Below are 23,597 nucleotides of genomic sequence, written 5' to 3' on the forward strand. Positions count from 1 at the left end.
CGCCCTGACGTACGGCCCCGGCAGCAGGACCCCGAACGTTGTGCACGCACGCGTCAGCCACGGACGGGAGGCACAGCAGCAGCATCAAGAACCGCGTCGGGAATACTCACGTCTCCGTTGGTGAACGTCATGTCCCAGCAGACGATGGGGGCTCAGCGACCATGCGCGAAACGACAATGTGCTTTCCAGGAACTGGGTGAGGCGCCGGTGACGACGAGCGGTGGGCTTCGACCGGGCCAGTCGATGATGTGGATGGTCAGTTCGTTCTTCCAAGTGGACGGCGAACCCGTCGGAGCGTTCGCTTCGCAGGCCGGCCCTGGTCGTCAGCATGTGTTGGGCAGCACGGACCGAGTCGGCGACGACCCGCGTCTGCTCGTCGACTTCAATGAGGGGCACCCCCTGCTGTCGGCACATGGGCAGCCGGTGGGAGAGCGTCATGGGAACACCGTGCTGCTGTGGGAAGCGGAGTACCACATCCGCCGTGCTCGATTCCGCAGGAAGCTGCACTTCTCCGTAACATCCGCAGAACGAACCGTCCTTGACGTCAGGGAGACGTCCCGGCCCGACCGCACTGTCCACACATACGTCACCCGCAGCGATCCCGCGCTCGACCCGGTCGCCGTGCTCGGCCTCATCCTGCTGGAGGCACGGCCCGACAAAATGTCGGTCCTCAACGAGCTGCTCGAGAGGGGACAGACGTAGCGGCTTGTGCGGAGTCGGCGTCCAGGCAGGGGAACTGGCGCGAGCCCGCGCGGCGCAGGGTGGCGGTCGTCGCGCAGTGCAGCCTCGACACCCGATCGCGCATCTCTTCGTCTCGCCGGCTGGTCGAGCACGGTTTCGACCCGTTCGCGCCGGGTTGCGAGGTCGACGTGCTGAGATCCCCGCATGTGAGGCTGCGCGGGCCCGGTACTGTTACGAGTGCGTTCTGACGCATCGAGAAGGCCCTCCCCTGGGTGATCGCCTGCCCATACTCTCTCGGTGGGCTGGGCTCCGCCGAGTATTGGCGACCGTCGCTCCCAACGCCCCCAACGCCGCCTATCGCCACTTCGCCGGCTGCGGCGCGCTCACGCACGCCGTCTCCCAGACCGCCTTGACCCAAGTCGCATGCACCATGAAAGGCGAGAGGCCGCCGTGGAAGACGGCCGCGACCGCAAGGCAGCCACCCGGGCCCGCTTCCGCGTGGTCGGCACCAGCTGCCTGCGCTTCGCCCAGGAGGAACCCGGCCTGTTCAACGTCGCCTTCCATGTTCCCGGGGACACGACCCACGCCTCAGACGCCGACGCCGACGCCGCGGAACTGGGGGCAAGTCCCCCTTCGACCTCCTGGCACCGCCCTCGACGGACTCTTGGAAACCGGCCAGCTGCCCGAAGACCGGCGCCCCGGCGCCCCGGCGCTGAGTTCCTCGCCTGGTCCAGCGTCCACGGTCTCGCCGTCCTCCTCATCCACAGCCCCGTGCGCGGCCCGCACCCCGATCAGGCCCGCAACGCAGGACAGGACCTCATCGGCATGATCGAACGCGGCATCTAGGGCGTGTTGTGAAAGTGCTGGCCACAGCGCCTCGTTGAGGACTGTGACCAGCACGGTCGCCTTCTGGGGTGGCAAGTGGCTGGTCAGTGCACGAGCAGGTCGATCACGCCCGTCAGGTCCTCCTCGCCGCTGCCCTCGGCCAGGCGACGGCGCATCAGCTCGAAGTACGGGCTGAGCAGTTCCGGACTCACACCCTGCTGCTCGGCGGTGCTCAGGAAGGTCGGCGTGCCGGCCACCTGCATCGCGAGGTTGGAGACGACGCCCTTGGTGTAGTCGCCGCTGCGCAGCTGGTCGGCGGTCTGGTGGACCGCCGGGGCCATCGCGACGAGCCAGTCGGCGAGCAGCGGGGCGAGCGCCGCGGGATCGATGTCCTCTCTGCGGATCAGGGCGAAGGCGTGCGCGGCACCGGCGAACATCCCGTACATGGCGCTGAGCAGGGCCACGTCGTGCAGGACCGCGAAGCCCGCGTCCTCGCCGACGTAGGTGGTACCGGCCGGGACGGCCAGGGTCTCCTGGTGCCGCTCGAACAGCTCTCGCGAGCCGCTGTAGAAGACGTAGCCGCCGGCCTCCGGGACGCCGATCATCGGCGGGACGGCCATGATTCCGCCGTCCAGGTAGCGGGCGCCGCGCTCGCGGGCCCACTCGGCGCGGGCGCGGGCCTGGGCAGGGGTGCTGGTGGTCAGGTTGACCAGGTCCCGGCCGGCCAGGTCGGTGCCGGCCAGCACCTGCTCCACCGAGGCGTCGTCCAACAGACAGACGATGACCAGGGGGTTCGCCGCGACCGCCTCAGCGGCGCTGTCCGCGACCCGTGCCCCCTCGGCGGCGAGGGCCGCGGCGCGGGCCGGTGCGCGGTTCCAAACGGTGAGCGGGTGGCCGGCGGAAAGCCAGGTACGGGCCAGCGCGGTGCCCATCGCGCCGAGGCCCAGCAGCGTGACGGAAGTCTTCTCAACAGTGTTGTGTGCCATGCCGATCAGGCTGGTCGCAGGCCTGGAAGTGATCAAGTACGCACTTCGGAGTGGGTGGTTACCCTGGGGTGAGCGAGCACGTCAGAAGGGTAGGGCATGACGACGCTGAACCGGCCGAGCGCACCAGAGGGACACGTCTGCGGGATCGACACCGCGATGGAGGTGATCGGCGGCAAGTGGAAGGTGCTGATCCTCTGGGCGCTCCACGAGCACCCGTGCCGCCGCTTCGGCGAGCTGCGCCGGCTGCTTCCCGGCATCACCGAGAAGGTGCTGGCCTCTCACCTACGGGAGCTGGAAGCGGACGGCGTCGTGCGCCGCGTCTCTTACGACGAGGTGCCACCCCGCGTCGAGTACTCGTTGACCGAGGACGGCATGCGCCTCAACGACGCACTCCAGCCGCTGGCAGCCTGGGGACGCGAGCGGCCGGCCAATCGAGGGCTGGAAGAGAAGGCGGGCCAGGGTCTGCTGTGAACGGGCTGGTCACAGCCACTTGTTGATGGCCGCGACCAGCACGGTCGCCTCGTAGCGGACCGCGAGTTCGCCGTATCGCTTGGCCACCTCGCGGTGGCGTCAGCCGTTGGTGCTGCACTCCACGGCATGGCGCTCTTTGTAGTCGTCCTTGCTTCTTAGTCGTTCTTGTGCGGCGAGGCGGGGGCCAGCCCCCGTTGCAATACGGGCGTCAGCTGGATGGGTGCCTGGTGCGCGGCCCAGCACGCTGAGGGCAGGAATGGCAGAGGCAACAGAAGGCAGGAGCAATCGGTGAAGGCACGTGCAGGGGCTGCGGCCCTGTGGGCGGGTATTTGCGCGGCGACGCTCTCAGGGATCGTCCCGGTGACTGCGGCGGAGCGAGCGCCGGCCTCGCCGCCCGCCGGCCTTGAGGAAGCTCTTGAGCAGACGGTCACCGACGGATTCCCAGGCGTCGTTGCGTATGTCAGGCATGGAGAGCGCGAATCACGGACAGCGGCCGGGCTCGCGGATACGGCGAGCGGCGAACGAGCCCGGCCGTACCAGCGGTTCCGGATTGCCAGTAACACCAAGTCATTTGTGTCGACGGTGCTTCTGCAGCTGGAGGGCGAAGGACGGCTCTCAGTTGGCGACAGCGTGGAGAAATGGCTGCCCGGCGTCGTTCAGGGAAACGGCAATGCCGGTGCGTCCATCACCATCCGGCAACTGCTCAACCACACCTCGGGCATCTACGACCCCACCACCGAGCCGGAGTTCTTCGCCCCCTACCTGGAACGACACGAATGGGACCACGTATACCGGCCGCGGGAGGTGATCGCCCGCGCCGTCCGGCACAAGCCTCTGTTCGTGCCTGGCACGAGCTGGTCATACTCCAATACCAACTACCTACTCGCCGGTCTCGTGATCGAGGCAGCCACACATCACAGCGCGTCTTTTGAGATCCATCGGCGGATTCTCGCACCGCTCGGCCTGAAGGACACGTCGTTCCCTCTGACCGACCCGGCTATTCACGGCCCTCATCTGCACGGGTACGACGTCACGGGACGTGACGTGACGCGATTCAGCCCGTCGTACGACTGGACTGCCGGCGCCATGATCTCCACGGTCAGCGACTTGGCCCGCTTCCACCGGGCCCTGTTCGCCGGCAAGCTGCTGCACCCCGCCCAGCAGCGCGAACTCCTGACCACGGTGCAGTTCCCCGACGCACCGGCGTACGGACTCGGTGTGCAGCGCATGGACGTGGCCTGCGGCTCGGATCCGGGCACCAGGCTGATCAATGTCTGGGAGACGGACGGTGGCGGCCCCGGCTTCACCAGCGTGTCCCTCGCCACCGCCGACGGCGAGCGGCAGCTGGTCCTCGCAGTCAACGTCTATGACCTCGGCGCGGACTTGAAAGGTGAACCGCCCGTCCCGCGAAGCAAAGGACTGATGAAGGCGCGGATGACGGCTCTTTGCGACTGAGGTGACGTCAGGTCATCGCACGTGACGTCGCGCGGTGCGCGGACCAGGACGCGCAGACGGCAGGGTGCCGGGCGCCGCAGCAATTTGGGAGCACAGGGGCCCCAGGGTCGTGCGTTCCTGGCCGGACGGCAGCGGGTGTTCGCCTCGGGCCCGTCCGGCTTGGGCGAGGCAGTGCTGCATTGCCTGTCCCGGGCAACCCGGACCGGATGGCCGTGGCCCAGGTCTCAGAGGTGCAGCGCGAGCCGGGCGGGAAGCGCATCACCGTCCGCCGTGCCCTTGTCGACGACCCCAGTGGCGCCGTCTCCGACCCCAGTGGCGCCGTCTCCGGCCGTCCGCCCCAGTAGGACGACCAGCGGCCTTCGCATGGCGTGTCGCCGGTCGGATAGCGCGGCGCTCTGGAGTAGAACAGCGGTTTGCTTATGCGGCTGGTGACGTACCCGAGCGGCTTGGCGCGTCGGCGACTCACCCGGGCCGGCTGTTCCGGTCCCCCTCCTCTCCGACCGCTCGCGCACAGGCGTCCGCCACCCGGCCCAGCTGCCCTTCCGTGGCCGGCCTGCTCCGTTCGCACCAACCGCGATGGCGGCCGGCCGCCTCCTCGGCAACGGTGGATACGCGCCCGGCCGCTTCGCCCGGGCTTCATCCACTTGGGCCAAGGGAGCCGGTCATGTCGACACGCAACACGATGCTGCGCAGCCTGCACGATGTCGGATTGGCCGCCTGGTTCGGCGGCTCCCTCATGGGCGCGGTCGGCCTGAATGGTGCCGCCCGCGACGAGGGAGGCACCTGGGCCACCACAGCGAGGATCGCCAGCTCCGGCTGGGCTAAATGGACCCCCGTCAACGCCGCGGCGATCGCCACGCACCTGTTCGGCTCCGGCGGTCTGCTCGCCGCCAACGCCCCGCGGGTGGTCACCCAGCAGGGGGTTGCCGCCTCCACCCTCGCCAAGACCGCCCTGACCGGCGCCGCCCTCGCGGCCACCGCCTACAGCCGCGTGCTGGGCAAGAAGATTGAGCTCGCGGCCTCGTCCAACCCGCAGGACGCCGACAAGGCCGCCAAGCACCCCATCGACACCGACAAAGCCCAGCGGCACTTGGCCTGCATGCAGTGGACTGTCCCTGCCCTGACCGGCGGCCTCCTCATCCTCAACGCCCTGCACGGCGAACAGCAGCGCCCTGCCGAACAGGCCCACGGCATGTGGCAACGCGCTCGCTCCCTCGCACCCCACATGAACATGCCCTCCGCACCCGACTGGCATCTGGCTCATTGACGCGCCGCCCGGCACCAGAATGTCGTCTGTGGCACTGCGGCAGGGTCCCTCCGTCCCGTGCTCGCCGCCCGCACGACCACGATGATTCCGCCGTCGGGAGGGTTCCACGTCACGCTCACACTGCCAATGGAGCGCGTCCCCGCCGCACGCCGCGGTGATGCTCCTTGCACCACTACCACCGAGCACACGCTTGGGTGAGGACAGCGATGCCGCCGACCTCAGGGGCGGCGGCCAGGCGCGCGGGGCTCCAGTGCTCTGCTTGCACGCACTTGTGCACGGTAAGCGCCGGGGGAACATCCGCGATCGCGTGCGAAGGCACGGGTGAATGACGGCACGGATCGGTAGCCCACCTGCGCCGAGATGTCCTCCACGGTCTCTGCGGTGTCGCGGAGGCGGATCGCCGCGAGATCCATCCGCCATTGAGCGAGGTATTTCGCGGGGCTTCGAGCCATGCTCGACTGGAACCGCCGTGACAGCGTCGCTCGCGACACCGAGGCCGCGGCGGCCATCGGCCACGGCTGGGACCTGGCCCGCGCCACCGGCCAGCCATGGGACCCGGACCCGCAAACCTGCCAGCATGCCCTCACCGTGCTCGAAGGCGTGATCCAGCCGGAATACCGTGGCCCCGGCATGCCCTTCGGCCCCGAAGTCGCCATCGAAGCAAGCGCACCACCTCTGGACCGGCTGCTCGCTTTCACCGGCCGCGACCCCAAGTGGGCGTGAGCCCGTTGGAAGGACCGCGGCGGCGCTCGGGGCCTGGATCATCGTCGAGGACGAGGCCGAGTTCGCGATGGCGCCGCCGCGTACCCGCACCCGGGACCGGCGCGGGCAGACTCCCGTGATGAGAGTGCGGGTCCGCGACGGTGCCGGAGGCGTGCTGGGAGAACCGCTCGGGCCGGAGGTGGTCGGCGTGGGTGGTGTGTCCGTTTTCGGGATACCTCAGGCTGAAGCTGCTCTTCCCAGGCGGCTGTACACGTCTTGGCGCCCTTCTACCGTGACATTGCCGGGGGGCTGTTGAGGTTGTCCCGGTACGGGGCCAGAAAAGCGGTGAGGGCGGCCAGCATCGCTTCCGGTGCCTCTTCCGGCGGGTAGTGGCCGCATTCGGGAATGATGAGGCTTTGCACGTCGTCGGCCGCGAGCCTCATGGTGGCGCCGACCATTTCGCCCAAGTTGTCCGCTCCTGCGATCGTCAGGACGGGAAGGGCGAGCGGCCGTGACTTGCGCCGCTGGTTCTGCGCGATGGTCGTGTCGAGCGCGCGGTAGAACTCGAAACTGGCACGCCGGGCGACCGGGTCAGCCGCGAGGATGTCGACGTAGTGCTGCACGGCATAGTCGGGCAACTTCTTTGTGGCTTTGGTCGCGAACTGGTGGCCGAAGTAGAGGTGTTCGCGCCCCTTGACCAGTTGTTCATTGATCTCGCCGAGCCGGTTGAAGCCGAAGTGCCAGAGCCGGTCGTTGGACTCCGCGCTGCCGAAAAGAGGTGGCGACGGGGACAGCCCTGGGATCGCGGCTTCGGCGACGGCCAGACGATCGAGCCGGTCGGGGTGGTCCGCGGCCAGGGCATAGCCGGTCCACATTCCGATGTCGTGGCCGACCATGGCGAATCGTCGGTGTCCCAGCGCGGTCATCAGCGCGGCGAGGTCGTCGGCGAGGGTGCCGGTGTCGTACCCGTCGCCGGGCTTGTCGGACAGTCCGACGCCGCGTGGGTCGACCGCGACGACCTGGAAGTCTCTGGCCAGCGCGGGCATGAGAAGGCGCCACGCGTACCAGGTCTGGGGCCAGCCGGCCACCAGCAGCAGGGCGGGTCCTTCACCGCCGATGACCGCGTGCAGGTGCAGTTCGCCGGTGTCGATGCGGTGGCTCGTGAACGTATCGGTGAATCCGGCCGGAAGCTTCGGTGCCTGCGACACCGAGCCAGGGCCGTCGAGTGGGGGCAGGCCGATTGTGGACCAGCTCATGATTGTTCCTTTGCGGGTGCGACAAGTGCGGCGTTGCGGGTCGCCTTCGGGCGGTGGCGAGCGTCGTGGCGGCCACGGCGACGGACAGCAGCAGCGGGGATGCGACGTCCTGGCCGAGGATCTGCGATCACGGCGGCACCTTCCGACTTCGGGTACGAGCACCCTCACGCTAGCCATCTTGGAACGATCGGTAAAGGAATCTTGGATCGGTTGGTACAGCATGTGTGTAGGATCACGGGGGGACGTAGGAGGAACATGTCAGGCCGCAAGCAGTTCGACGTTGACACGGCTCTGGACCAAGCGATGCGCGTGTTCTGGGAACGCGGGTACACAGACGCCTCGCTGGACGTCCTGGGGTCCGCCACCGGTCTGGGCCGCGGCTCTCTCTACGGCACCTTCGGCGGCAAGGACGCGCTGTTCCGCCAGTGCCTCGACCGCTACGCCTCGACGTACGGCACTCGATACGAGCAGGCCCTCGCCACCCATGCCGGCGACCCGGTACGCGCCATCGAGGCATTCTTCGACGTCGTCCTCGCGCGCATCGCCGATCCGTCTGTCCCTGCGGGGTGCCTCATCGCCCAGTCCGCCGCGCAGGCGCCGGTACTCAAGGGGGACAACAGCGCTCGCGTGCGAACCCTGCTCGACACCCAGCGCCGGCGAGTACGCACAGCTCTGACGGGCCCCTCGGCCGCCTCCGAGGAACTGGCTGACGAGCTGGCCATGTTCGTCGTCGCAGTCAATCAGTCGCTGGCCGTCCTCAGCCGCGCCGGCGCCTCGGACACGGAGCTACGGGCCGTGGCGCGGCTCGCCTGTCAGACGGTGGCAGACACCCTTCGCGCAACACCGGAGCATGCCGCCTGTGACTGACGAGGCCGGCCCGCAAAGTGCTCCGCCAAGGTGATCCGGCACCGCGATCGCCGGGCATGGAATGGCGTGCCCCAGCCGGAATACCGTGGCCCCGCCGCAGCCGTGCACCTGGCCGTTCCCCGCACGCGGAGAACGGCCAGGGGCGCCGCCTCGTCAGCGGGCTCGCGGCCGGCTGGGCGGTGTCACCCCGGCCGGGCTCCGCGCCGGGCCGGGACGCTGTGGGCCGGAGTCAACCCCGTGAGACTGCGGGTTCGGGCGCCGCAGCGGGTTCGGGTGCGCTTTCGCTGAGGCCGAACCGGCTGTGGAACCTGCGCAGGAAGCCGGGTGCGTACCAGGCCGAGTCGCCGAGCAGGCGCATCGCGGCCGGGACGAGGACACCGCGGATGGCGACGGCGTCGATGAGGATGGCCAGCCCGCTGCCCAGGCCGAACATCTGCATGAAGCTGAGCTTGGCCGTACCGAAGGCGAAGAAGCTCACCGCGAGCAGGCAGGCGGCGGCGGTGACGATGCGTCCGGTGTGCCCGAGGCCGTTGGTGACGGCGGACTCGGTGTCCTCGCCCTGGTCGTGGAGTTCCTTGATCCGGCTGGTGACGAACACCTCGTAGTCCATCGACAGACCGAAGACGATGCAGAACATCAACACGGTCATCGACATCTCCATGGGCTGCGCCGTGAATCCGAGCAGGGAGGACCACCCCGAGCGGTTCAAGCTCCTGTTCGGGACACCGCTGCGGGGCTACGCGGCCCCGGCCGACGGCGCCTCCACCTTTGCCGCCCGCCGGATGAGCACGATCTTCCAGAACGAACTCTTCGGCGGCTTCAGCCCGGAGCAACTCGCGGCGGCCGACATCCCCTCGCTGTCGCCCCAGTTGCGGGCACACCTGGACCAACTGCCCCTGACGGGCCGGGGGTCCTCCCGCCGCCCGCGATCAGCCTGCTCATGGAGGCGTGGGGACGCATGTTTCAGGCCGCCGTCGACGTACAGGCTCGAACCGGTGATGAAGCTATTTGACTCAGGCACTGGAGCAGCCGACCGCCTTCGGTGTCGCCACCGCCATCCTGGCCGGCACCGTGCGGACCACCACCCGCGCGGCCTACCCCCACGGCTGCCTGGGCGTCCAGGGGGCCCTGACCACCAGCGACTCCGGCCAGGACGTCCGCGCGCTCCTCGTCGACTGGCGCACTGCCGGATACACCCGCATCCGCGAGCGGTTCCAGCGCGCCGTCGATGACGGCGATCTGCCCCCGCAGACCGATCCCGGCCTCCTGGCCCGCTACCTCACCACCCTCGCCTACGGCATCGCTGTCCAAGCCGCGAGCGGTGTCGCGCGCGACGACTTGCAGGAACTGGCCGACGCCGCCTTGCGCCACTGGCCCCTGTCCTGACACCGGCGAGCTTGGGGGGGCCGTGCCGTGCGGGTCGGGCGGGTGATCATCTTTCGACTCGCGGGGAACGCGTGTTGGCGCGCGGGACGGGATCAGCGGGTGCGTTCATAGTGGCGGCGCGCTTTTTCGCGGTTGCCGCAGACAGCCATTGAGCACCAGCGCGCACGATTGGCGCGGCTGCGGTCGAGCAGGAACAGCTGACACTCGGCGTTGGCGCAGGGGCGGAGCCGGCCGGGCAATCGCTGCTCGGTGGCGGCCCAGGCGAGGACCACCTCGACGGCCAGCCGGGCGTGCGGGGGCGTCTTGACCGTCCACTGAAGACCATCCGAAGTGATCTCCGGAATCTGGTGGACCCCATCGAGCAGCGGGCTCAGCACGGCGGGTGAGCTTTCTCCGCGCACCACGTCCCGTAGGGCGTCCCGTGCCTCGCGCAGCAGCGCGAGTTCCGCGAGGCTGCCGTCGCCGCCGTGCTCCCGTGCCCAGCGCCTGCCGCCGGCCCGGTCGCCGAGCGCGTCCTGTTCCTCGCCGTTGACCAGTGGCCTGCTGTTGAGCAGGTCCAGCAGCACGTCCATCGGTCACCACTTCCCTCTAACCAGATTGAATCCTTTGACAGGTTATCCCATCCCGTGCTTGCATGACGGCGAACTAACCGGATCAAGCACTCGAAGGGGTTACGATGAGTTCAGTGCATCACCGGACCGCCACCGTCGACGGCCACGAGATCTTCTACCGCGAAGCGGGCCCCGCCGACGCCCCCGCGGTCGTCCTGCTGCACGGTTACCCGACGAGCTCGTTCATGTTCCGCGAACTCATCCCGTTGCTGGCAGACGACTACCACGTCATCGCCCCGGACCACGTCGGCTTCGGCCACTCCGCCGCCCCCTCCGTAGGGGAGTTCACCTACACCTTCGACGCCCTCGCCGAAATCACCTCCGGACTCCTCGACCAGCTGGGCCTGGACCGCTACGCCCTCTACGTCCAGGACTACGGCGCTCCCATCGGATGGCGCCTCGCGCTCAGGCACCCAGAACGGATCTCCGCCCTCGTCACCCAGAATGGCAACGGCTACGAGGACGGTTTCGTCGAGTCGTTCTGGACCGACGTCTGGGCCTACGGGGCAAACCCCGGCCCCGATACCGAACCCGCCGTCCGCGCCGCGCTGGGCATCGACGCCATCCGCTGGCAGTACCTGCACGGCGTGCCCGACCCGAGCGTGGTCAGCCCGGACACCTGGGAGCACGACTTCGCCCTCGTCTCTCGCGAGGGCAACGACGAGGTCCAGCTGGCGCTGTTCCGCGACTACCGGAACAACCGCCCGCTCTACCCGCTGCTGCACGAGTTCCTGCGCACCAGCGAGGTCCCGGTGCTCGCCGTGTGGGGCCGCAACGACGAAATCTTCGGCCCGGCCGGCGCACAGGCTTTCGCCCGAGATGCCAAGGACGCCGAAGTGCACCTGATCAACGGCGGTCACTTCCTGCTGGAGAGTCACCTGGACGTCGTCACGGGATACCTGCGCGGCTTCCTCGGACGGGTGCTTGGCTAACGGGTCGGATGGGGGCCTCGCCCGGGTCGGACCCCACCTCGTCAGCGCCGCCGCCCTCTGCCTCCTCGACGCCCACCCAGCCCTGACCAGCACAAATGGAGAAGTACTGGTGGAGTACTAGGTCCCGCGCGCGACGGTCGTCACGACGGCGCCTGTCCCGCCCTCCGTAGACATGTGCCGGGCGGCTGCCGACGCGGCCTTCGCGTACGACGGTGTCCGCAACACGCTCCCGATCGCGTCGGCGAGGCTGTCGGCGGTCAGCGAGCGGAAGGGTATGGGCGGTGGCGCCGCGCCGATCGCGGCGAGCCGCGCGGCCCAGAAGGGCTGGTCCGCGGCGACCGGGACCGTGACCGACGGCACCCCCGCGCGCAGCGTCGCCGCCGACGTTCCTGCCCCGGCATGGTGGACGACAGCGGCGAGCCTGGGGAAGAGCAGGGAGTGGGGCACATCGCCGATGGTCAGGATGGAATCGCCCTGGGCGCTGAGTCCGGCGCTGCCGGACTGGATCAGGCCGCGCAGCCCGGCCCGTCGCACGGCGCGCACGGCGATCTCACTCAGACGCTCTCCCTGGCCGGCGCCCATGCTGCCGAAGCCGATCAGGACCGGCGGCGGTCCCGCTTCCAGGAAGGCCGCGATCTCCGGCGGCAGTTGGCGGGTGGCATCGACGTGGGGCCACCAGGAGCCTGTGACCTGGAGGCGGGGTGCCCAGTCGGTGGGACGCGGCAGCAGCGCCGTGCTGAAGCCGTGCAGGACCGGCCAGCCCGCTTGGTCCATGCGCCGGCGCATGGACGCGGCCGTCAGCGGGGGAAGTTCCAGACGCTCGCGCAGCTGCTTCACCGCGGGCTCGAAGACACGGTCGGTCATACGCAGCGCGAGCCGGCCCGCGGCCCGGTTGCCGACACGGCCCAGCGAGCGGGTCCCCGCCACCGTGGGGCCGAAATCGCCAGTCGGAGCGGTGGGTTGCAGATAGAGGCCGATGGACGGTATGCCGGTGGCCTCGGTGACGTGCCAGCCGAGCGGGGCGGTGGTGGTGGACAGCAGGAGCAGTTCCGTGTCCTTGTCCACGGCATCCGCGAACGCCGCGCCCAGGTCGGCCACGAACGTACCGGCCGCACGCATCAGCGCGCGTGTTCCCCGCACGCCGCCGTGCGCCCGGTGGTCCGCCGGCAACGGCCTGAACGCCAGGCCCGCTTCCTCGACGAGGGGCGCGAAGGACTGCGTCGCGGCAAGCGCGACCTCGTGCCCGGCCCGCCTCAGGGCCACTCCCACCCCCGTGTACGGCGAGACATCACCGCGCGACCCGGCGGTGGCGATCAGGACCTTCATGGGGTCACTCACCCTCGTATGCAGTGGACGGCGTCTGAGATGTTCCGGCTGGGGCGCGGCGGCAGGCGTTGGCGCGTACCGCCTCGCCCAGGTAGCCGGCCAGGCCCGGCCGCTGTTGTGATGGCGGGACGAGAAGGGCGAAGGCACGCGGATCGGTGACGATGTCGTCGGCGATCCGCTGATGCATCCGGAGCGGGCACGGCATGAACCAGCGGCTCAGGTGGAGCCGGTGCCCCTCGGCGATGTCCATCATCCGTTCGCCGTCCGCGGGTTCACCGTCGTCGAAGGCCGCCAGCAGTTCCTCCCGCCAGGCGGTACTCTCGGCCATCAGCTGGGCCCAGTCCTCCTTGGTGTGGGCCGCGGCCCGCGCCATCGCCTCCTGGTACCCCTGCGAGTCCTGCCACCTGAGCCGGGCGTCGGTGGCGTAGCTCAGGTCGAAGGCGATCTCGCCGAACACCTCGAAGCGTTCCTGTGGCGTCAGCGAAATCCCGGTCGCCTGGACCTCGGCGGCCCGCTGTGCCGCCTCGGCCAGCCGTTGCAGCCGGGCGATCTCCTCGGTCAACTGCCGCTGTCGGGCGCGCAAATGCTCCAGCGCGCCGGCCTGCGGGTCCGCGAGGAGCTCGGCGATGTCGTCGAGCGAGAACCCCAGCTCCCGGTAGAAAAGGATTTGTTGCAGCCGTGCCAGGTCGGCGTCGTCGTACCGTCGGTACCCGGCGCTGCTGCGCTGTCGTGGGCGGAGGAGCCCCGCCGTGTCGTAGTGGTGCAAAGTGCGTACGGTCACCCCGGCGAGCGCCGAGACCTGACCCACGGTGTACCCCATGAACCTGCCCTTCCGTTCGCCTCCAGCTTCAGGCCTGACGTAGCGGGAGGGTCAAGTCGTCGGCGCCGCCCTCGTCGAGGACGGCACCGTCCGCGGATGCCCGACCTGGCGGTCCTTGGCATGGCCGCCGGACTCGGCGTCCTCGTCGTACGGCACAGCCCGCGCAGGGCTTCCTGCAACACGGCCGCCATCGGCCGGACATGGACGCGGATCGTGATCTTCGCGTTGACAACGCGGTCTGTCGCAGACGCATGGGAGGTCCCTATCTGTCGGGGGGTTGGGGCTATCCGGCTGTCCAGGGGCGAGGAGGGGAGCGCGTCGTCCCCGCGCAAAGTTCCTCCCCGGGCCCACAGCAGCACACCGCTCCTCCTTGCCCGGTCTCACCTACATGTCACGACCGTCCTGTTCGTCTCATCGAGGTCCGGTCACCGCTGGTGGCTCGTGACCGCGTACCCTTGGCTGGGTGCCGCGCCATCCGAAGAGGCCCCGTCAACTGATTGCCGACGGGCGGGCGTATCTGTGGACGCTCCGTCACAGCCACAGCGTGGCGGAGGGCAGCCGGTCATGCCGCGAGACACTGACGCTGTACCCGCAGCCGGCCGGCACGGGCGGCCCTCTGCGCATCGTCTTCACCGAAACCCCTGGCCGGTACGTCCCAGGCGGCGCCCCTCTGGGCTCTGGAGACGTGGGGTACGTCCGGGGCGCCTCCCTGAACCTGCACGAACCCGGCGCCGTCCGAGCGCTGCTCGACGCGGCGTCGAGGGCGGGATGGCGGCCGATGGGGCGGCGGGCGGTGGAGATCGACGGTTGGTCCCTGCTGGAGGCGGCAGCCGCCGTTCGAGCCGGGGCCACCGGCACTGCGAACCCGCAACCAGGTCCGTGCGGGGCCGGCGATGATGCGTGACACCGTCACGCGTACGGAAGGGCCACCCGTGACCTGCACCCGCGCCAACGGGAACCAGTTCACCGCCGCCCCCCGATAAACACCCCGGTGCTCGGGGCACCCCTCCGGCGTCCGGCGGGTAAATGCCTTGCGACGCGGACCGGCCGGCGTCGACAGTGGGCGGATGGATGACGGGGGTCGGGTCAGGGACGCGACGAGCGAGGACGCGCCCGCGGTGTGTGCACTGCTGAACGCGGTCGACGAGATCGAGATCGGCGCGCCCGAGACCGCGCTGAAGGAGGTCGAGGAGGACCTCGCCACGGCACGCAAGGCATGGGTGGCCGTCGAGGGCGGACGCACCGTGGCGTACGCGGCGGTCCTGGACGCGGGCGCGGATGGGGCCATCGACGTCGACCACTACGTGCTGCCCGACCACCAGGACGCGGGGGTGCGCCTGCTGGACCTGGCCGAGGCCCGCTCGCGCGAACTAGCCGCGGAGGCGGGCGCCCGCGAGGCCGTACTCCACCTGCACCTCAACGCGGCCCCCACCCTCGACACCACGCTGCTCGCCGGCCGCGGCTGGCGCACGGTACGCCGCCACCACGTGCTGACCCGCCCGGTCTCCCCGGACAACGACCCGGTCCCGGAGCCGCCCCTCGGGGTGCGGCTGCGCCCGTGCGCCGACGAGACCGACCGGCGGGCCGCCCACCGTCTGCACCAGGAGACGTTCGCCCGCCACTTCGACTTCCGCCCGCAGGGGTACGAGGAGTGGCTGGGCCGGATCGCCCCGCACACCGGTATGGACTGGTCCCTGGTGTGGATCGCGGCCGTCGACGGCATCGGGGACGCGGCGGTCCTGATCACCCGCGACGACCGCGAGGGCATGGGCTGGATCCGCACCCTGGGCGTCCTGGAACAGGCCCGCAGCCGCGGGCTCGGCAGCCATCTGCTGCGCCACGCCTTCGCCGTGTACGCGCGGCGCGGTCGCGACACGGTCGGCCTGGGCGTCGACACCGAAAACGTGACAGGAGCGCTGCGATTGTACGAGGCCCATGGCATGGGTGTGCACTACGCGGTGAACACTTGGGAACTGCGGCTCGGGGTGTGAAAGCCCGCAGAGGCCCCTACACACCCAGGGCGGCGCGGAGCGTGGCGAGCACCTCCTCCTGCCTCGGAACCAGATAGAAGTGGTCTCCGGCGAACCTCTCCGCCCGGAACCCGGCCTGGGTGGCCTCCGACCACCCGGCCATCTCCGCGCCGGTCACGTAAGGGTCGGCAACCGCGTTGAGCGCCAGCACCGGTGTCACCGCGAGCGGTGTCCCCAGTGGCGCGTAGGCCTCAAGCAGGGTGAAATCTGCACGGATATAGGGCAGGACCAGATCGCGCAGCTCCGGATCCTTGAGGACCAGAGCATCGGTGCCTCCCATCTTCATCAGTTCTGCCGCGAAAGCCGTGTCGTCCAGCCCTGCCATGGATGGTCTGCTGTCGGCGCCCTGCGGCGAACGGCACGCCGAGGCGAACAGGTGAACGGGTGCCTGACCGATCTCCTCAAGATGACGAGCCGCCTCATAGGCGACCAGAGCGCCCATGCTGTGACCGAACAGGGCCGTCGGGCGCTCGTCCAGCGTGGCGATCGCTTCGCCGACTTCGCGGCCGAGCTGCTCCAGATCCTCGGGAAACGGGTCTCCGAAACGATCGCCCCGACCCGGATACTGGACACCGACCACCTCGACGCCGGATCCCATGGTCCAGGAGCGGAAGGCCGCAGCCGAGCCCCCCGCGTGCGCGAAACAGACGAGCCGCACCTGGGCACCGGGCATGGGACGGGGGCAGCGGAACCAGATCTCGGACGAGGTCCGCGGTGCGTGACGAACTCTCAACTCCCCACCCTCTCTTCCATCTCCACGTGCAGCACCCGGCCTTTCGCGAGAACAGCGGTGACGGCGAGCACCGCATTGTTCTTCTCAGAAGGGCGGGTACTGATGCGCACTCTCCCACCGCCGAACGGGCGGACATGGCCCCCCAATCCGCGACGGGCGGTGGCGAATTCCCCCAGGGATTCGTTGGCGATCCGCCGCCACAGGAATTCTTTCCCGCTTCTGCGGACCGCTCCCCCGTGACTGATCACCAGTGAGGTTTTCACAAGCAGAGGCTCCACTGGACGGTGCACCAGTCCGGATGATAGGCAGCGGGCATAAGCCCTTCGAGCCTCCATCCGGCCCCTTGCATGAGAGCGGTGGTCGCGGGCGACGCCGGGAGATGTGTATAGAGCTTCCGGCCCAGGGTTCCGAAGAGTCGGGGTATCTCGTTGAGCATGAAGCCGAACGCTTCGGGCGACATGGCGCACAGCGGCATGAGCTTCACCGGGTCGCCCTTCTTGGGGCCGGCGGCGACGGTTCCCTGGACCGCCCCGGACGAGTCGACCGCCACATAAATGATCTTGTATTTCTGATTGAGGTCCCTGGCGAACCGTCGGTCGTGGCCATCGAACAGCGCCCGGACCCAGTCCTCGTCCACGCCCTGGAAGGCGCTGGGCATCGAATCCAGGATGAGATCGCGCACCTCGGCCGCGTCACCGTCCTCGAACAAACGCATGTGCAGGTCACACGGTGACTCGGCGTCTGCCGCGACGAGCCCGCGGTAGAGAATCAGCTCGGTCATGCCGGGCTTGTACTGGCTCGGCGACTCCCCGGCGATCCTGAACCCATGGCGCGTGAAGAACGTGATGGCCGGTGTGTTCTCCGCGGCGACCGTGCAGTAGAGCTGCCGAGCGCCCTGCTCCCAGGCGAAAGCCAGAGCGGTGCGCAGGAGCACGCTCCCCAAACCGTCGCGCCGACGATGACTCGGAATCAGGATCAGCGGGCTGATCTTGACAGTCCCCTGCCGCTTCACCGCGAGGTGCAGGACGCCGAGTCGCTGCGCCTGCGGCGAGCCGTCCGACCAGAGAACGAAGGTTCGCTGCGCCACTGAGAAATGGCCGTAGTTGTCAGTTCCCGCGGCGAGATGAGCGTCGAGGACCCTGTCCGCGTGCGCCTTGTGATCTCCGTCGTAGAAGGGGTCGAGACTGGACGCGAAGAGGCTTCTCAAGAACTCCCGGTCGTCTTCGGTCGCGAGCGCTACGACGGGACCCGATGGCCATCGAGAGGCTCTATCGCTGAATTTATTGTTCGTGAGGATTGCCATCAAACATCAGCCCTTGCCTGGTCGGGTAATGTAAGGCGCGTTTGGGTGACCTTCGGGACGCGCGAGCGGCGCGTCAGACCGGTCCGGTCTCGCGAAGAGACGGCCGTAGGCCGAGACCTTCACGACACGTCCTCCGTCACCAGTTCGAAGGCGTCCAAGACCTCGGTCATCCGGTCCTCCACGATCTGCCGGGAGGGGCCGACAATCTGCACGTAACCGGCGGAGGCGTGGGAGGCCCGCTGATCGGGCAGGTAGTCGCCGCTCGCCACGTTCATCCGGCCGTGAACCACCCCGGGCATGGAGAGCAGCGTCTCCAGGGGCGTGACCTTGACGACGCGACCGGGCTTGTAGGGGAGCAACAGGTCTCCGGCACAGCGCGGAGCCGAGTACTCCAGCGATGGCACGCGGCCCAGGTAGGTGTCGAGTGTCGCAGCCATCATGTCGAAGTTCCGGGCGAGCCCATGGTTGGAGGGCAGCTCGCATCCGGCGAGCCTGGCTCCCACTTCGCTCATGTGGATGCCACCGTCGTCCGATCGGAAGAACTCCATGTGCAGGTAGCCGTGGTCGATGCGCATACCGTCGACGAGGCGCTGGACCAGTTCCTTCGCGTCCAGGCCCAGTTCATTGTCGACGCCGAGGCTGATGGAGCCGTTGATGCCGCCGTAGACGGTCTCCAGCAGCGCGCACGGCGTCCACGAGACGTAGGTGTCGAGGACCCGTCCGTGAGCGACGAGAGCGCACAACTGGTACTCACGTCCGGTGAGGAACTCCTCCACCATCCACCGCCGTGAGGGAGGCAGGGGAAGGAGCCTCGCGAGGTCGTGCTCGTCTTCGAGCTTGTAGGTGTCGATGGATGACCAGCCATCGACCGGCTTGAGGATGAGCGGCCATCCGTGCACGGACGCGAAGCCGAGGACGTCGTCGCCGTCGGCGACTTCAGCGAACTCCGCGCAGGGGATGCCGATTTCCCGGAACCGCCGCTTCATTGCGGTCTTGTCCCGGACCCAGGCGACCTGCTCGGCGTCGAGGTGCGGCAGGCCGACGAGGCCGGCGAACTGCTGGGAGATCTCCTGGAGGGGCTCCTGTGGGTTGCAGAAGTGGGCCGGTCGTGCCGGAAGCCCCGCCACCCAAGTGAGGTAGCGCTCAGCCTCTCGCTCGATGTCGGCGTCGGCGGCGATGGTGAACGTGGGGATGTCCGCCGTGCGCAGGAGGTGGTCAGCGGGCAGTGCGGAGAGGTGCTCTTCGAACCTCAAGAGCACGAGGTCGAGATCGTCTCGGCTCAGGACGTGATCGGTGAAGGTACCGGGCCGGCCATCGACGAGCAGGAGACAGGGGCGCATGACTTCTCCGGGGAGGACGAAGCGGACGAGGTCGCTGAAGCGGATCTGTTCTTCGGACGAGTACGCGGGCGCGACCGGGATGCTGAACGTGCGGGCCGGCAGGGCCCTGGTCCGGGCGAATACGTCACGGGAGATCGCGCATGAGTCGCCCGCGGCGGGTTCCAGGGGCAAAGCAAAGCAACTCGGCGTAGTGGAGCTGTAGGCTCCCGCGCGTCCCTCGGTGCCGCCCATGGCCTGGCACCGACGGGGGGGACTGCGCCCACGGCCTGGGCGCAGTCCTCAATGGCGAAGCGGATACGGAGTCACCCGCTCGCAGCACGGATCCCCTACCTCAGCCGATCACTCGGCAGGAGGATGAGCGGCGCAGGCCGCGCGAAGCGCGCAGGTTCCTTGTCACCGTGAGCTTCTTGAGCCAGCGGTCACTTCCGTCGTACTTCGCGCGGAAAGGACGCCGGCCGTGCACCGCGGTGAAGTTGTCGACGTAGACGATGTCGCCAGGCTCGAGAACGACGTCGTACTCAACGGTCATGAGCTTCTCGCAGATCTCCTTGAGCGCCTCCTCGGCCTCGGGGTCGGTCCCGAAGGTCGACATGTAGAAGGGGTCGAGCCGCAGGTAAGGCTCATCCGGGTGACCGAAGAGGACGGCCACGGGCTCCGGGTTGTCGCGCAGCTTCCGGATCTCCGACAGTCCGAAATGGGTTCCGTCGTCGACGGTCTGACCCAGATGCTCGGTGTCGGGGTAGATCACGTATCGGGGCTCGGAGAGTATCTTCTTGGCATCCTCGCTGAGTTCGATGTCCCGAACCGAGGCAACCGTCGTGGGAACGCGGTCGAGGTTACGGATGCAGAGCAGGCCGACATAGTCGCATCGGTACGGATGGAACGCGTCCTCGGTGTGCCACCCGAGAAGGACGTCACTGCTGTGGCCGCTCTGCTCCTGCTCGACGCCCGGCAGAGGCAGGACGTTCTGGATCAGACTGCCGTTCTGGAGGGTCGACCAACCGTAGACCTCGCCGAGGCACATACCGGTGAGCGCGAGGAAGATTTCCTCCCTCCGCAACGAGTCGGGTTCGGCCCAGCTCACCGGGGTGGGCTCGATCCCGGTCGGGTCCAGGCGGAAGCCTCGGATCGCGAACGCGCTACCGGTCTCCGCGTTGCGGAAACCGCTCAGCACCTCGCGCAGACCCGCGGGGACGTCGGCCAGATACCGCCATGCAAGGTCGTACAGGTCACCGGACCTCGGGTCGTGCCCCGCTCGCACGATGTCATTGATGACAGCGTCGAGCGCCTCGACATCTTCTTCGCTCAGCACATGGGTCACGAGCGTCTTGGGGGGCATGTGTGTATCCGCCTCTCTCATTTAACGGCTTTGACGGCGACCATCGAGTCGGCCCACCAGTAGGTGCAGTCACTCGGCGGTGCGAGGTCGCGCACCACCTCCACCGAGAACGAGGAGAAATGCCTGAGCAGGCTGCGCTGGTGGGAGCGACCGACCGTGTCGATCTCGTTGGTGTAGTAGGAGAAGACTCCTCCGGTCCGAAGATGGGCGGCGGCGGCCTCGAAGAAGCTCTCCGCGTAGTTGGTGCTGTGCACGACCGTGTCGCGGTACTCGCGCTCGTTGGTCGGATAGGTGTCGAAGAAGATCGCGTCGAACTGTCCGAGCTGGTCGATCACGTCGTCCCAGAACCCGCGAACCAGCCGGATGTCGCGGTCCGGGTAGCCTTCGCGCCACCGTTCGAACGCGACGATGACGTCTTCGTTCGGCTCGATGACCGTGTGGGAAGCTGCTCCGAACTCCTGGATATAGGTGGCCGAGATTCCCATGCCGAAGCCCACCTCCAGCACATGCCCTCGGCTCTCGGTGACGTGGGCCGCCATCGCCCGCATCAGCGGGCGCTCCCAGTCCTGCATGACCTCCTGGCCCTCGATGACCAGCTGCGAGGGCGTGTATTGAGCTCCGCTCCGATCCCAGGCCCCATTGATGACCGGTCGGTCGACGCCGCGTATCTGCGACGCGACGAGCCGGTCCAGATGCTCCAGGTCGGACTGGAATTCGCTGAGAGAACGTTCCAGCATCCAGGTGCGACGGTGACCGATCGGCGTCCCGAGGAATTTCGGATCGCTGACCGAGACCGTCACGTCGAACGCCGCGGAGCGCGTCTTGAAGTTCTCCTTGGCGGCGGGACCGGAGTCGCGCCGTACCAGGTCCTCCACCAGCTCCGTGAGATCCGACAGACGGCTGTGCTCCATGAGTTGACGCAGCGGAACCCGGACTCCGAACACCTCGCCGATTCGGGCGCTGAGACGCGCGATCTTCAGCGAATCGCCACCAAGATCGAAGAAGTCATCCTCACCCGTGGCCGGGGCAGTGCCCAGCAGCGACTCCCAGATGTCCGAGAGCTCGGCTTCGGTGCGGGAGAAGGACCGGGCCCCCTTGGGGTCGGCAACGATAGGCCCGGCAGCGGGCAGCGCCGCCCGGTCGACCTTGCCCCCGGGCGTGAGCGGCAGCGCGTCGAGCGTTGCCCACTTCGCCGGGACCATGTGGGCTGGGAGCCGCTTCCGGAGGTCCTCGGCAAGTTCCCGCACATCCACCTCTCCCACGACGTACGCCGTGATCGCGACCTCGTCGCGGTCCTTTTCGGCCTGAGCGTGAGCCGCGCGAACGCCCGGATGAGTACGCAGAGCGTGCTCTACCTCGCCGAGCTCGACGCGGAAACCACGGATCTTGACCTGGCCGTCCCGTCTGCCGTGGAACTCAAGAACGCCATCCGGCCGCCTGCGGACCATGTCCCCCGTCCGGTACATGCGTGTGCCGGAGTCACCCGCGAACGGGTCTTGCAGGAAGCGAGCGGCGGTCTCCTCGGCGCGGTTCAGATAGCCGGCGGCGACTCGCGGCCCGGAAATGAACAGTTCCCCGACGGCACCGTCCTCGACGGGGTGCAACTGTTCGTCCAGCACATGGACGCGGGTTCCGGGGAGCGGCGACCCGATCGGGACCGACACTGACGGGTCCTTCCCCTCCGCCATCGCCGGATCGACCCGGTACACCGTGGCGGTGATCGTGCCCTCAGTGGGCCCGTAGCAGCAGATGACATCCGCCGGAACGTCCTTGGCGAACCACTCCTGGAGGTCCCCGTAGCGGATGACGTCATTGCCGATGTTCAGCAGCCGCAGGGTGCGCAGCCGGGGATCGCGGGGTTCGACATGGGCGAGCGTCTCGCGAAGGTAGGCCGGAGAGATGTCAACCACCGTGACGCCGAACTCCGCGATCCTGTCGGGGATCTCCTGCGGCATCCAGAAATCGGCATCGGGCAGGACAAGCGTGGCCCCGCTGAGGACCGCGAGGCCTACCTGCTCGAGTGACACGTCGAAGACCTGGCCCGCCAGCATCAGGATCCGATCGCCGGAGCTGCAGCCGTAGACGTCCCGGACCCTCGTCAGGTGGTGGAGGAACGCCTCATGGCTGACCATCACGCCTTTCGGCGTACCGGTTGAGCCGGACGTGTGGATGACGTAGGCGAGATCACGCGTATCGAGCGAGGCCGCCGCGAACGCCGACAGTCGTTCAATCTTCAGGTCTCGGCCAATGCGAGCGTGGGCCTGTGCGGCGTCAACGATCGATTGCCTGCGCTCGGCCGGCTGGTCCGGATCGATCGGGACGTGGGTCCCGCCGGCCCGGAAGATCGCGAGGAGCGCCACGAAGTGGTCGATGGAGCGCGGGATCTCCACCGCGACCCGCGCTCGATGCGCGAGGCCCAGGTCGCGCAGACGGATCGCGAGCTGCGTTGCCTGTTCGTCGAGCTCGGCGTAGGTCAGCACGGCATCGCCCTGCTGGATGGCCGGCGTGTCGGGTGTGAGCAGAGCGTACTTCGCCAGGTGGTCGGCGAGGGTCCTGGGGACCGGCTGCCCCGGGTTGTCCAGGGTTGGTGCGCCACGCCGATCAGCGTCCGCCGTCGTCCGGTGCTCCACGTGTGCATGAAGGGCTGACAATCGAGACCCTCCTCCGTATCTCCTGTGGTCCAGCGGCAGCGGTCGAGCCCTGCCACAGTTGCCTTTCGGCCGAAAGGAGCCCCGGCCGTACAGCTGGGAGATCCTCGGCACGGAGACGATGTTGCTTCACTTGCCAAAGTGATGTCAATACTTGACAACTTCTCTTGCCTGAGATGTGCCTAGAAGGCAACTTGCCCGTGATCGTGACGGAGACCGCGCCCATTGCCCCATGTCCCCGGGCCGCGGGCCGGCGTCGGCACAGCAGACCCCCGCACTCCTGGCGTACCGGCGACGGACGGTCTCACAGGGGACCTCGATGCCGCGCTCGGGCGTCAGCTTTCGACCTCGCGGCAGGAGAGCGGCAGGCGGAAGCCGAAGCTCGCGGGGCCGGCTCAATGTGACAGTGCCTCAGCCGCAGCCTCGGCTCAGGTGGCGGAACGCACATTGCCCCCGGCAAGGAGGATCACTGTGGCAAGCTTGCGAAGCTTCATCACCGGGTGTCCTAAAGTAGTAGGCACAGGCCCCTTAGCACGACTGTGGTGCCAGCAATTTCCCACATCTTGCCAAAGCTGGCAACGAGGTGGCGAGCTCTGAGCGATCTGGAACAGCCGCCCTG

The 23,597-nt window shown here is 68.5% G+C and carries 25 protein-coding genes and 2 pseudogenes; 14 read left to right on the plus strand and 13 right to left on the minus strand.

Annotated features, from left to right (window positions below; genetic code table 11):
* The first annotated feature begins 129 nt into the window (after positions 1-129).
* Both ACZ5ID_RS23610 and ACZ5ID_RS23615 read left to right on the plus strand, forming a co-directional pair.
* Positions 130-702 (plus strand): hypothetical protein, encoded by a 573-nt coding sequence (locus ACZ5ID_RS23610; RefSeq protein WP_468901251.1) that lies wholly within the window; start codon positions 130-132, stop codon positions 700-702.
* A 402-nt stretch (positions 703-1,104) separates the two neighbouring features.
* Positions 1,105-1,527 (plus strand): WHG domain-containing protein, encoded by a 423-nt coding sequence (locus ACZ5ID_RS23615; RefSeq protein WP_468901253.1) that lies wholly within the window; start codon positions 1,105-1,107, stop codon positions 1,525-1,527.
* A gap of 83 nt (positions 1,528-1,610) precedes the next feature.
* On the opposite strand, the gene ACZ5ID_RS23620 is transcribed toward ACZ5ID_RS23615, so the two are convergent.
* Positions 1,611-2,492, minus strand: coding sequence for an NAD(P)-dependent oxidoreductase (locus ACZ5ID_RS23620; RefSeq protein ID WP_468901255.1), 882 nt, complete (start codon positions 2,490-2,492; stop codon positions 1,611-1,613).
* A 96-nt stretch (positions 2,493-2,588) separates the two neighbouring features.
* On the opposite strand from ACZ5ID_RS23620, the gene ACZ5ID_RS23625 reads away from it, so the two are divergent.
* The 4 genes from ACZ5ID_RS23625 (at position 2,589) to ACZ5ID_RS23640 (ending at position 5,685) form a co-directional block, all read left to right on the plus strand.
* A complete protein-coding gene (locus ACZ5ID_RS23625) occupies positions 2,589-2,963 on the plus strand; it encodes a winged helix-turn-helix transcriptional regulator (protein ID WP_468901257.1) in 375 nt (124 codons plus the stop codon).
* A gap of 288 nt (positions 2,964-3,251) precedes the next feature.
* On the plus strand, positions 3,252-4,418 hold the full coding sequence (locus tag ACZ5ID_RS23630; protein WP_468901260.1) for a serine hydrolase domain-containing protein: 1,167 nt from the start codon (positions 3,252-3,254) through the stop codon (positions 4,416-4,418).
* 212 nt (positions 4,419-4,630) lie between these two features.
* Positions 4,631-4,762 (plus strand): hypothetical protein, encoded by a 132-nt coding sequence (locus ACZ5ID_RS23635; RefSeq protein WP_468901263.1) that lies wholly within the window; start codon positions 4,631-4,633, stop codon positions 4,760-4,762.
* A 320-nt stretch (positions 4,763-5,082) separates the two neighbouring features.
* On the plus strand, positions 5,083-5,685 hold the full coding sequence (locus tag ACZ5ID_RS23640) for a hypothetical protein (protein ID WP_468901266.1): 603 nt from the start codon (positions 5,083-5,085) through the stop codon (positions 5,683-5,685).
* A 218-nt stretch (positions 5,686-5,903) separates the two neighbouring features.
* Here ACZ5ID_RS23640 and ACZ5ID_RS23645 read toward each other — a convergent pair whose 3' ends face one another.
* Positions 5,904-6,194, minus strand: coding sequence for a helix-turn-helix transcriptional regulator (locus ACZ5ID_RS23645; RefSeq protein WP_468901269.1), 291 nt, complete (start codon positions 6,192-6,194; stop codon positions 5,904-5,906).
* On the opposite strand from ACZ5ID_RS23645, the gene ACZ5ID_RS23650 reads away from it, so the two are divergent.
* Complete coding sequence (locus ACZ5ID_RS23650) at positions 6,136-6,408, plus strand: hypothetical protein (protein ID WP_468901721.1); 273 nt, start codon at positions 6,136-6,138, stop codon at positions 6,406-6,408. The two genes, ACZ5ID_RS23645 and ACZ5ID_RS23650, sit on opposite strands and share 59 nt — an antisense overlap.
* A gap of 7 nt (positions 6,409-6,415) precedes the next feature.
* Positions 6,416-6,544 (plus strand): annotated as a pseudogene (locus ACZ5ID_RS23655) (IS630 family transposase); the annotation flags it as partial.
* Positions 6,545-6,674: 130 nt separating this feature from the next.
* On the opposite strand, the gene ACZ5ID_RS23660 reads toward ACZ5ID_RS23655, so the two are convergent.
* On the minus strand, positions 6,675-7,643 hold the full coding sequence (locus tag ACZ5ID_RS23660; protein WP_468901272.1) for an alpha/beta fold hydrolase: 969 nt from the start codon (positions 7,641-7,643) through the stop codon (positions 6,675-6,677).
* A 255-nt stretch (positions 7,644-7,898) separates the two neighbouring features.
* Here ACZ5ID_RS23660 and ACZ5ID_RS23665 point away from each other — a divergent pair, with 255 nt between their 5' ends.
* Positions 7,899-8,510: a TetR/AcrR family transcriptional regulator gene (locus ACZ5ID_RS23665; protein WP_468901274.1), complete on the plus strand. Its 612-nt coding sequence runs from the start codon at positions 7,899-7,901 to the stop codon at positions 8,508-8,510.
* 229 nt (positions 8,511-8,739) lie between these two features.
* Here ACZ5ID_RS23665 and ACZ5ID_RS23670 read toward each other — a convergent pair.
* Positions 8,740-9,201: pseudogene (locus ACZ5ID_RS23670) on the minus strand (MMPL family transporter); the annotation flags it as partial.
* Between the two features lie 317 nt (positions 9,202-9,518).
* Here ACZ5ID_RS23670 and ACZ5ID_RS23675 point away from each other — a divergent pair.
* Entirely contained in the window at positions 9,519-9,896 is a 378-nt protein-coding gene (locus ACZ5ID_RS23675; RefSeq protein ID WP_468901277.1) for a TetR family transcriptional regulator C-terminal domain-containing protein, read from the plus strand.
* A 92-nt stretch (positions 9,897-9,988) separates the two neighbouring features.
* Here the strand turns inward: ACZ5ID_RS23675 and ACZ5ID_RS23680 are convergent, their stop codons facing one another.
* Complete coding sequence (locus ACZ5ID_RS23680; RefSeq protein ID WP_468901280.1) at positions 9,989-10,468, minus strand: CGNR zinc finger domain-containing protein; 480 nt, start codon at positions 10,466-10,468, stop codon at positions 9,989-9,991.
* Positions 10,469-10,572: 104 nt separating this feature from the next.
* Here ACZ5ID_RS23680 and ACZ5ID_RS23685 point away from each other — a divergent pair, with 104 nt between their 5' ends.
* Positions 10,573-11,439: an alpha/beta fold hydrolase gene (locus tag ACZ5ID_RS23685; RefSeq protein ID WP_468901283.1), complete on the plus strand. Its 867-nt coding sequence runs from the start codon at positions 10,573-10,575 to the stop codon at positions 11,437-11,439.
* Between the two features lie 117 nt (positions 11,440-11,556).
* Here ACZ5ID_RS23685 and ACZ5ID_RS23690 read toward each other — a convergent pair whose 3' ends face one another.
* Positions 11,557-12,765 carry a glycosyltransferase gene (locus tag ACZ5ID_RS23690; protein ID WP_468901703.1) on the minus strand — a complete coding sequence of 403 codons (1,209 nt, stop codon included), beginning with the start codon at positions 12,763-12,765 and terminating at the stop codon, positions 11,557-11,559.
* A 4-nt stretch (positions 12,766-12,769) separates the two neighbouring features.
* Complete coding sequence (locus ACZ5ID_RS23695; RefSeq protein ID WP_468901286.1) at positions 12,770-13,585, minus strand: MerR family transcriptional regulator; 816 nt, start codon at positions 13,583-13,585, stop codon at positions 12,770-12,772.
* 463 nt (positions 13,586-14,048) lie between these two features.
* Between ACZ5ID_RS23695 and ACZ5ID_RS23700 the strand changes: the two genes are divergently transcribed.
* Both ACZ5ID_RS23700 and ACZ5ID_RS23705 read left to right on the plus strand, forming a co-directional pair.
* Positions 14,049-14,489, plus strand: a complete 441-nt coding sequence (locus ACZ5ID_RS23700; RefSeq protein WP_468901288.1) for a hypothetical protein — start codon at positions 14,049-14,051, stop codon at positions 14,487-14,489.
* A gap of 163 nt (positions 14,490-14,652) precedes the next feature.
* On the plus strand, positions 14,653-15,576 hold the full coding sequence (locus ACZ5ID_RS23705) for a GNAT family N-acetyltransferase (RefSeq protein ID WP_468901291.1): 924 nt from the start codon (positions 14,653-14,655) through the stop codon (positions 15,574-15,576).
* 16 nt (positions 15,577-15,592) lie between these two features.
* Here the strand turns inward: ACZ5ID_RS23705 and ACZ5ID_RS23710 are convergent, their stop codons facing one another.
* The 4 genes from ACZ5ID_RS23710 to ACZ5ID_RS23725 all read right to left on the minus strand — a co-directional run bounded on the left by ACZ5ID_RS23710 (position 15,593) and on the right by ACZ5ID_RS23725 (position 18,904).
* Positions 15,593-16,288, minus strand: a complete 696-nt coding sequence (locus ACZ5ID_RS23710) for a thioesterase II family protein (protein ID WP_468901294.1) — start codon at positions 16,286-16,288, stop codon at positions 15,593-15,595.
* A gap of 56 nt (positions 16,289-16,344) precedes the next feature.
* Positions 16,345-16,611, minus strand: a complete 267-nt coding sequence (locus ACZ5ID_RS23715; protein WP_468901297.1) for a hypothetical protein — start codon at positions 16,609-16,611, stop codon at positions 16,345-16,347.
* On the minus strand, positions 16,608-17,651 hold the full coding sequence (locus ACZ5ID_RS23720; protein WP_468901300.1) for a GNAT family N-acetyltransferase: 1,044 nt from the start codon (positions 17,649-17,651) through the stop codon (positions 16,608-16,610). The genes ACZ5ID_RS23715 and ACZ5ID_RS23720 overlap by 4 nt, the downstream gene beginning before the upstream one ends.
* Positions 17,652-17,770: 119 nt before the next feature.
* Entirely contained in the window at positions 17,771-18,904 is a 1,134-nt protein-coding gene (locus tag ACZ5ID_RS23725; protein WP_468901303.1) for an ATP-grasp domain-containing protein, read from the minus strand.
* Here ACZ5ID_RS23725 and ACZ5ID_RS23730 point away from each other — a divergent pair.
* On the plus strand, positions 18,887-19,135 hold the full coding sequence (locus ACZ5ID_RS23730) for a hypothetical protein (RefSeq protein ID WP_468901306.1): 249 nt from the start codon (positions 18,887-18,889) through the stop codon (positions 19,133-19,135). The two genes, ACZ5ID_RS23725 and ACZ5ID_RS23730, sit on opposite strands and share 18 nt — an antisense overlap.
* Before the next feature lie 187 nt (positions 19,136-19,322).
* On the opposite strand, the gene gntD is transcribed toward ACZ5ID_RS23730, so the two are convergent.
* Together gntD and ACZ5ID_RS23740 are read right to left on the minus strand one after the other, a co-directional pair.
* Complete coding sequence (gntD, locus tag ACZ5ID_RS23735; RefSeq protein WP_468901309.1) at positions 19,323-20,330, minus strand: guanitoxin biosynthesis L-enduracididine beta-hydroxylase GntD; 1,008 nt, start codon at positions 20,328-20,330, stop codon at positions 19,323-19,325.
* Positions 20,331-20,347: 17 nt separating this feature from the next.
* Positions 20,348-22,960, minus strand: coding sequence for an amino acid adenylation domain-containing protein (locus ACZ5ID_RS23740; protein WP_468901312.1), 2,613 nt, complete (start codon positions 22,958-22,960; stop codon positions 20,348-20,350).
* Positions 22,961-23,597 lie beyond the last annotated feature (637 nt).

The organism is Streptomyces sp. NPDC031670 (assembly GCF_055580545.1).

Coding starts and splice junctions, on each gene's coding strand:
- ACZ5ID_RS23650 (WP_468901721.1), top strand. CDS start 6,136: ATGCTCGACTGGAACCGCCGTGACAGCGTCGCTCGCGACACCGAGGCC.
- ACZ5ID_RS23705 (WP_468901291.1), top strand. CDS start 14,653: ATGGATGACGGGGGTCGGGTCAGGGACGCGACGAGCGAGGACGCGCCC.
- ACZ5ID_RS23660 (WP_468901272.1), bottom strand. CDS start 7,643: ATGAGCTGGTCCACAATCGGCCTGCCCCCACTCGACGGCCCTGGCTCG.
- ACZ5ID_RS23640 (WP_468901266.1), top strand. CDS start 5,083: ATGTCGACACGCAACACGATGCTGCGCAGCCTGCACGATGTCGGATTG.
- ACZ5ID_RS23625 (WP_468901257.1), top strand. CDS start 2,589: ATGACGACGCTGAACCGGCCGAGCGCACCAGAGGGACACGTCTGCGGG.
- gntD (WP_468901309.1), bottom strand. CDS start 20,330: ATGCCCCCCAAGACGCTCGTGACCCATGTGCTGAGCGAAGAAGATGTC.
- ACZ5ID_RS23695 (WP_468901286.1), bottom strand. CDS start 13,585: ATGGGGTACACCGTGGGTCAGGTCTCGGCGCTCGCCGGGGTGACCGTA.
- ACZ5ID_RS23685 (WP_468901283.1), top strand. CDS start 10,573: ATGAGTTCAGTGCATCACCGGACCGCCACCGTCGACGGCCACGAGATC.
- ACZ5ID_RS23610 (WP_468901251.1), top strand. CDS start 130: ATGTCCCAGCAGACGATGGGGGCTCAGCGACCATGCGCGAAACGACAA.
- ACZ5ID_RS23620 (WP_468901255.1), bottom strand. CDS start 2,492: ATGGCACACAACACTGTTGAGAAGACTTCCGTCACGCTGCTGGGCCTC.
- ACZ5ID_RS23720 (WP_468901300.1), bottom strand. CDS start 17,651: ATGGCAATCCTCACGAACAATAAATTCAGCGATAGAGCCTCTCGATGG.
- ACZ5ID_RS23665 (WP_468901274.1), top strand. CDS start 7,899: ATGTCAGGCCGCAAGCAGTTCGACGTTGACACGGCTCTGGACCAAGCG.
- ACZ5ID_RS23680 (WP_468901280.1), bottom strand. CDS start 10,468: ATGGACGTGCTGCTGGACCTGCTCAACAGCAGGCCACTGGTCAACGGC.
- ACZ5ID_RS23645 (WP_468901269.1), bottom strand. CDS start 6,194: ATGGCCGCCGCGGCCTCGGTGTCGCGAGCGACGCTGTCACGGCGGTTC.
- ACZ5ID_RS23615 (WP_468901253.1), top strand. CDS start 1,105: ATGCACCATGAAAGGCGAGAGGCCGCCGTGGAAGACGGCCGCGACCGC.
- ACZ5ID_RS23690 (WP_468901703.1), bottom strand. CDS start 12,765: ATGAAGGTCCTGATCGCCACCGCCGGGTCGCGCGGTGATGTCTCGCCG.
- ACZ5ID_RS23710 (WP_468901294.1), bottom strand. CDS start 16,288: ATGCCCGGTGCCCAGGTGCGGCTCGTCTGTTTCGCGCACGCGGGGGGC.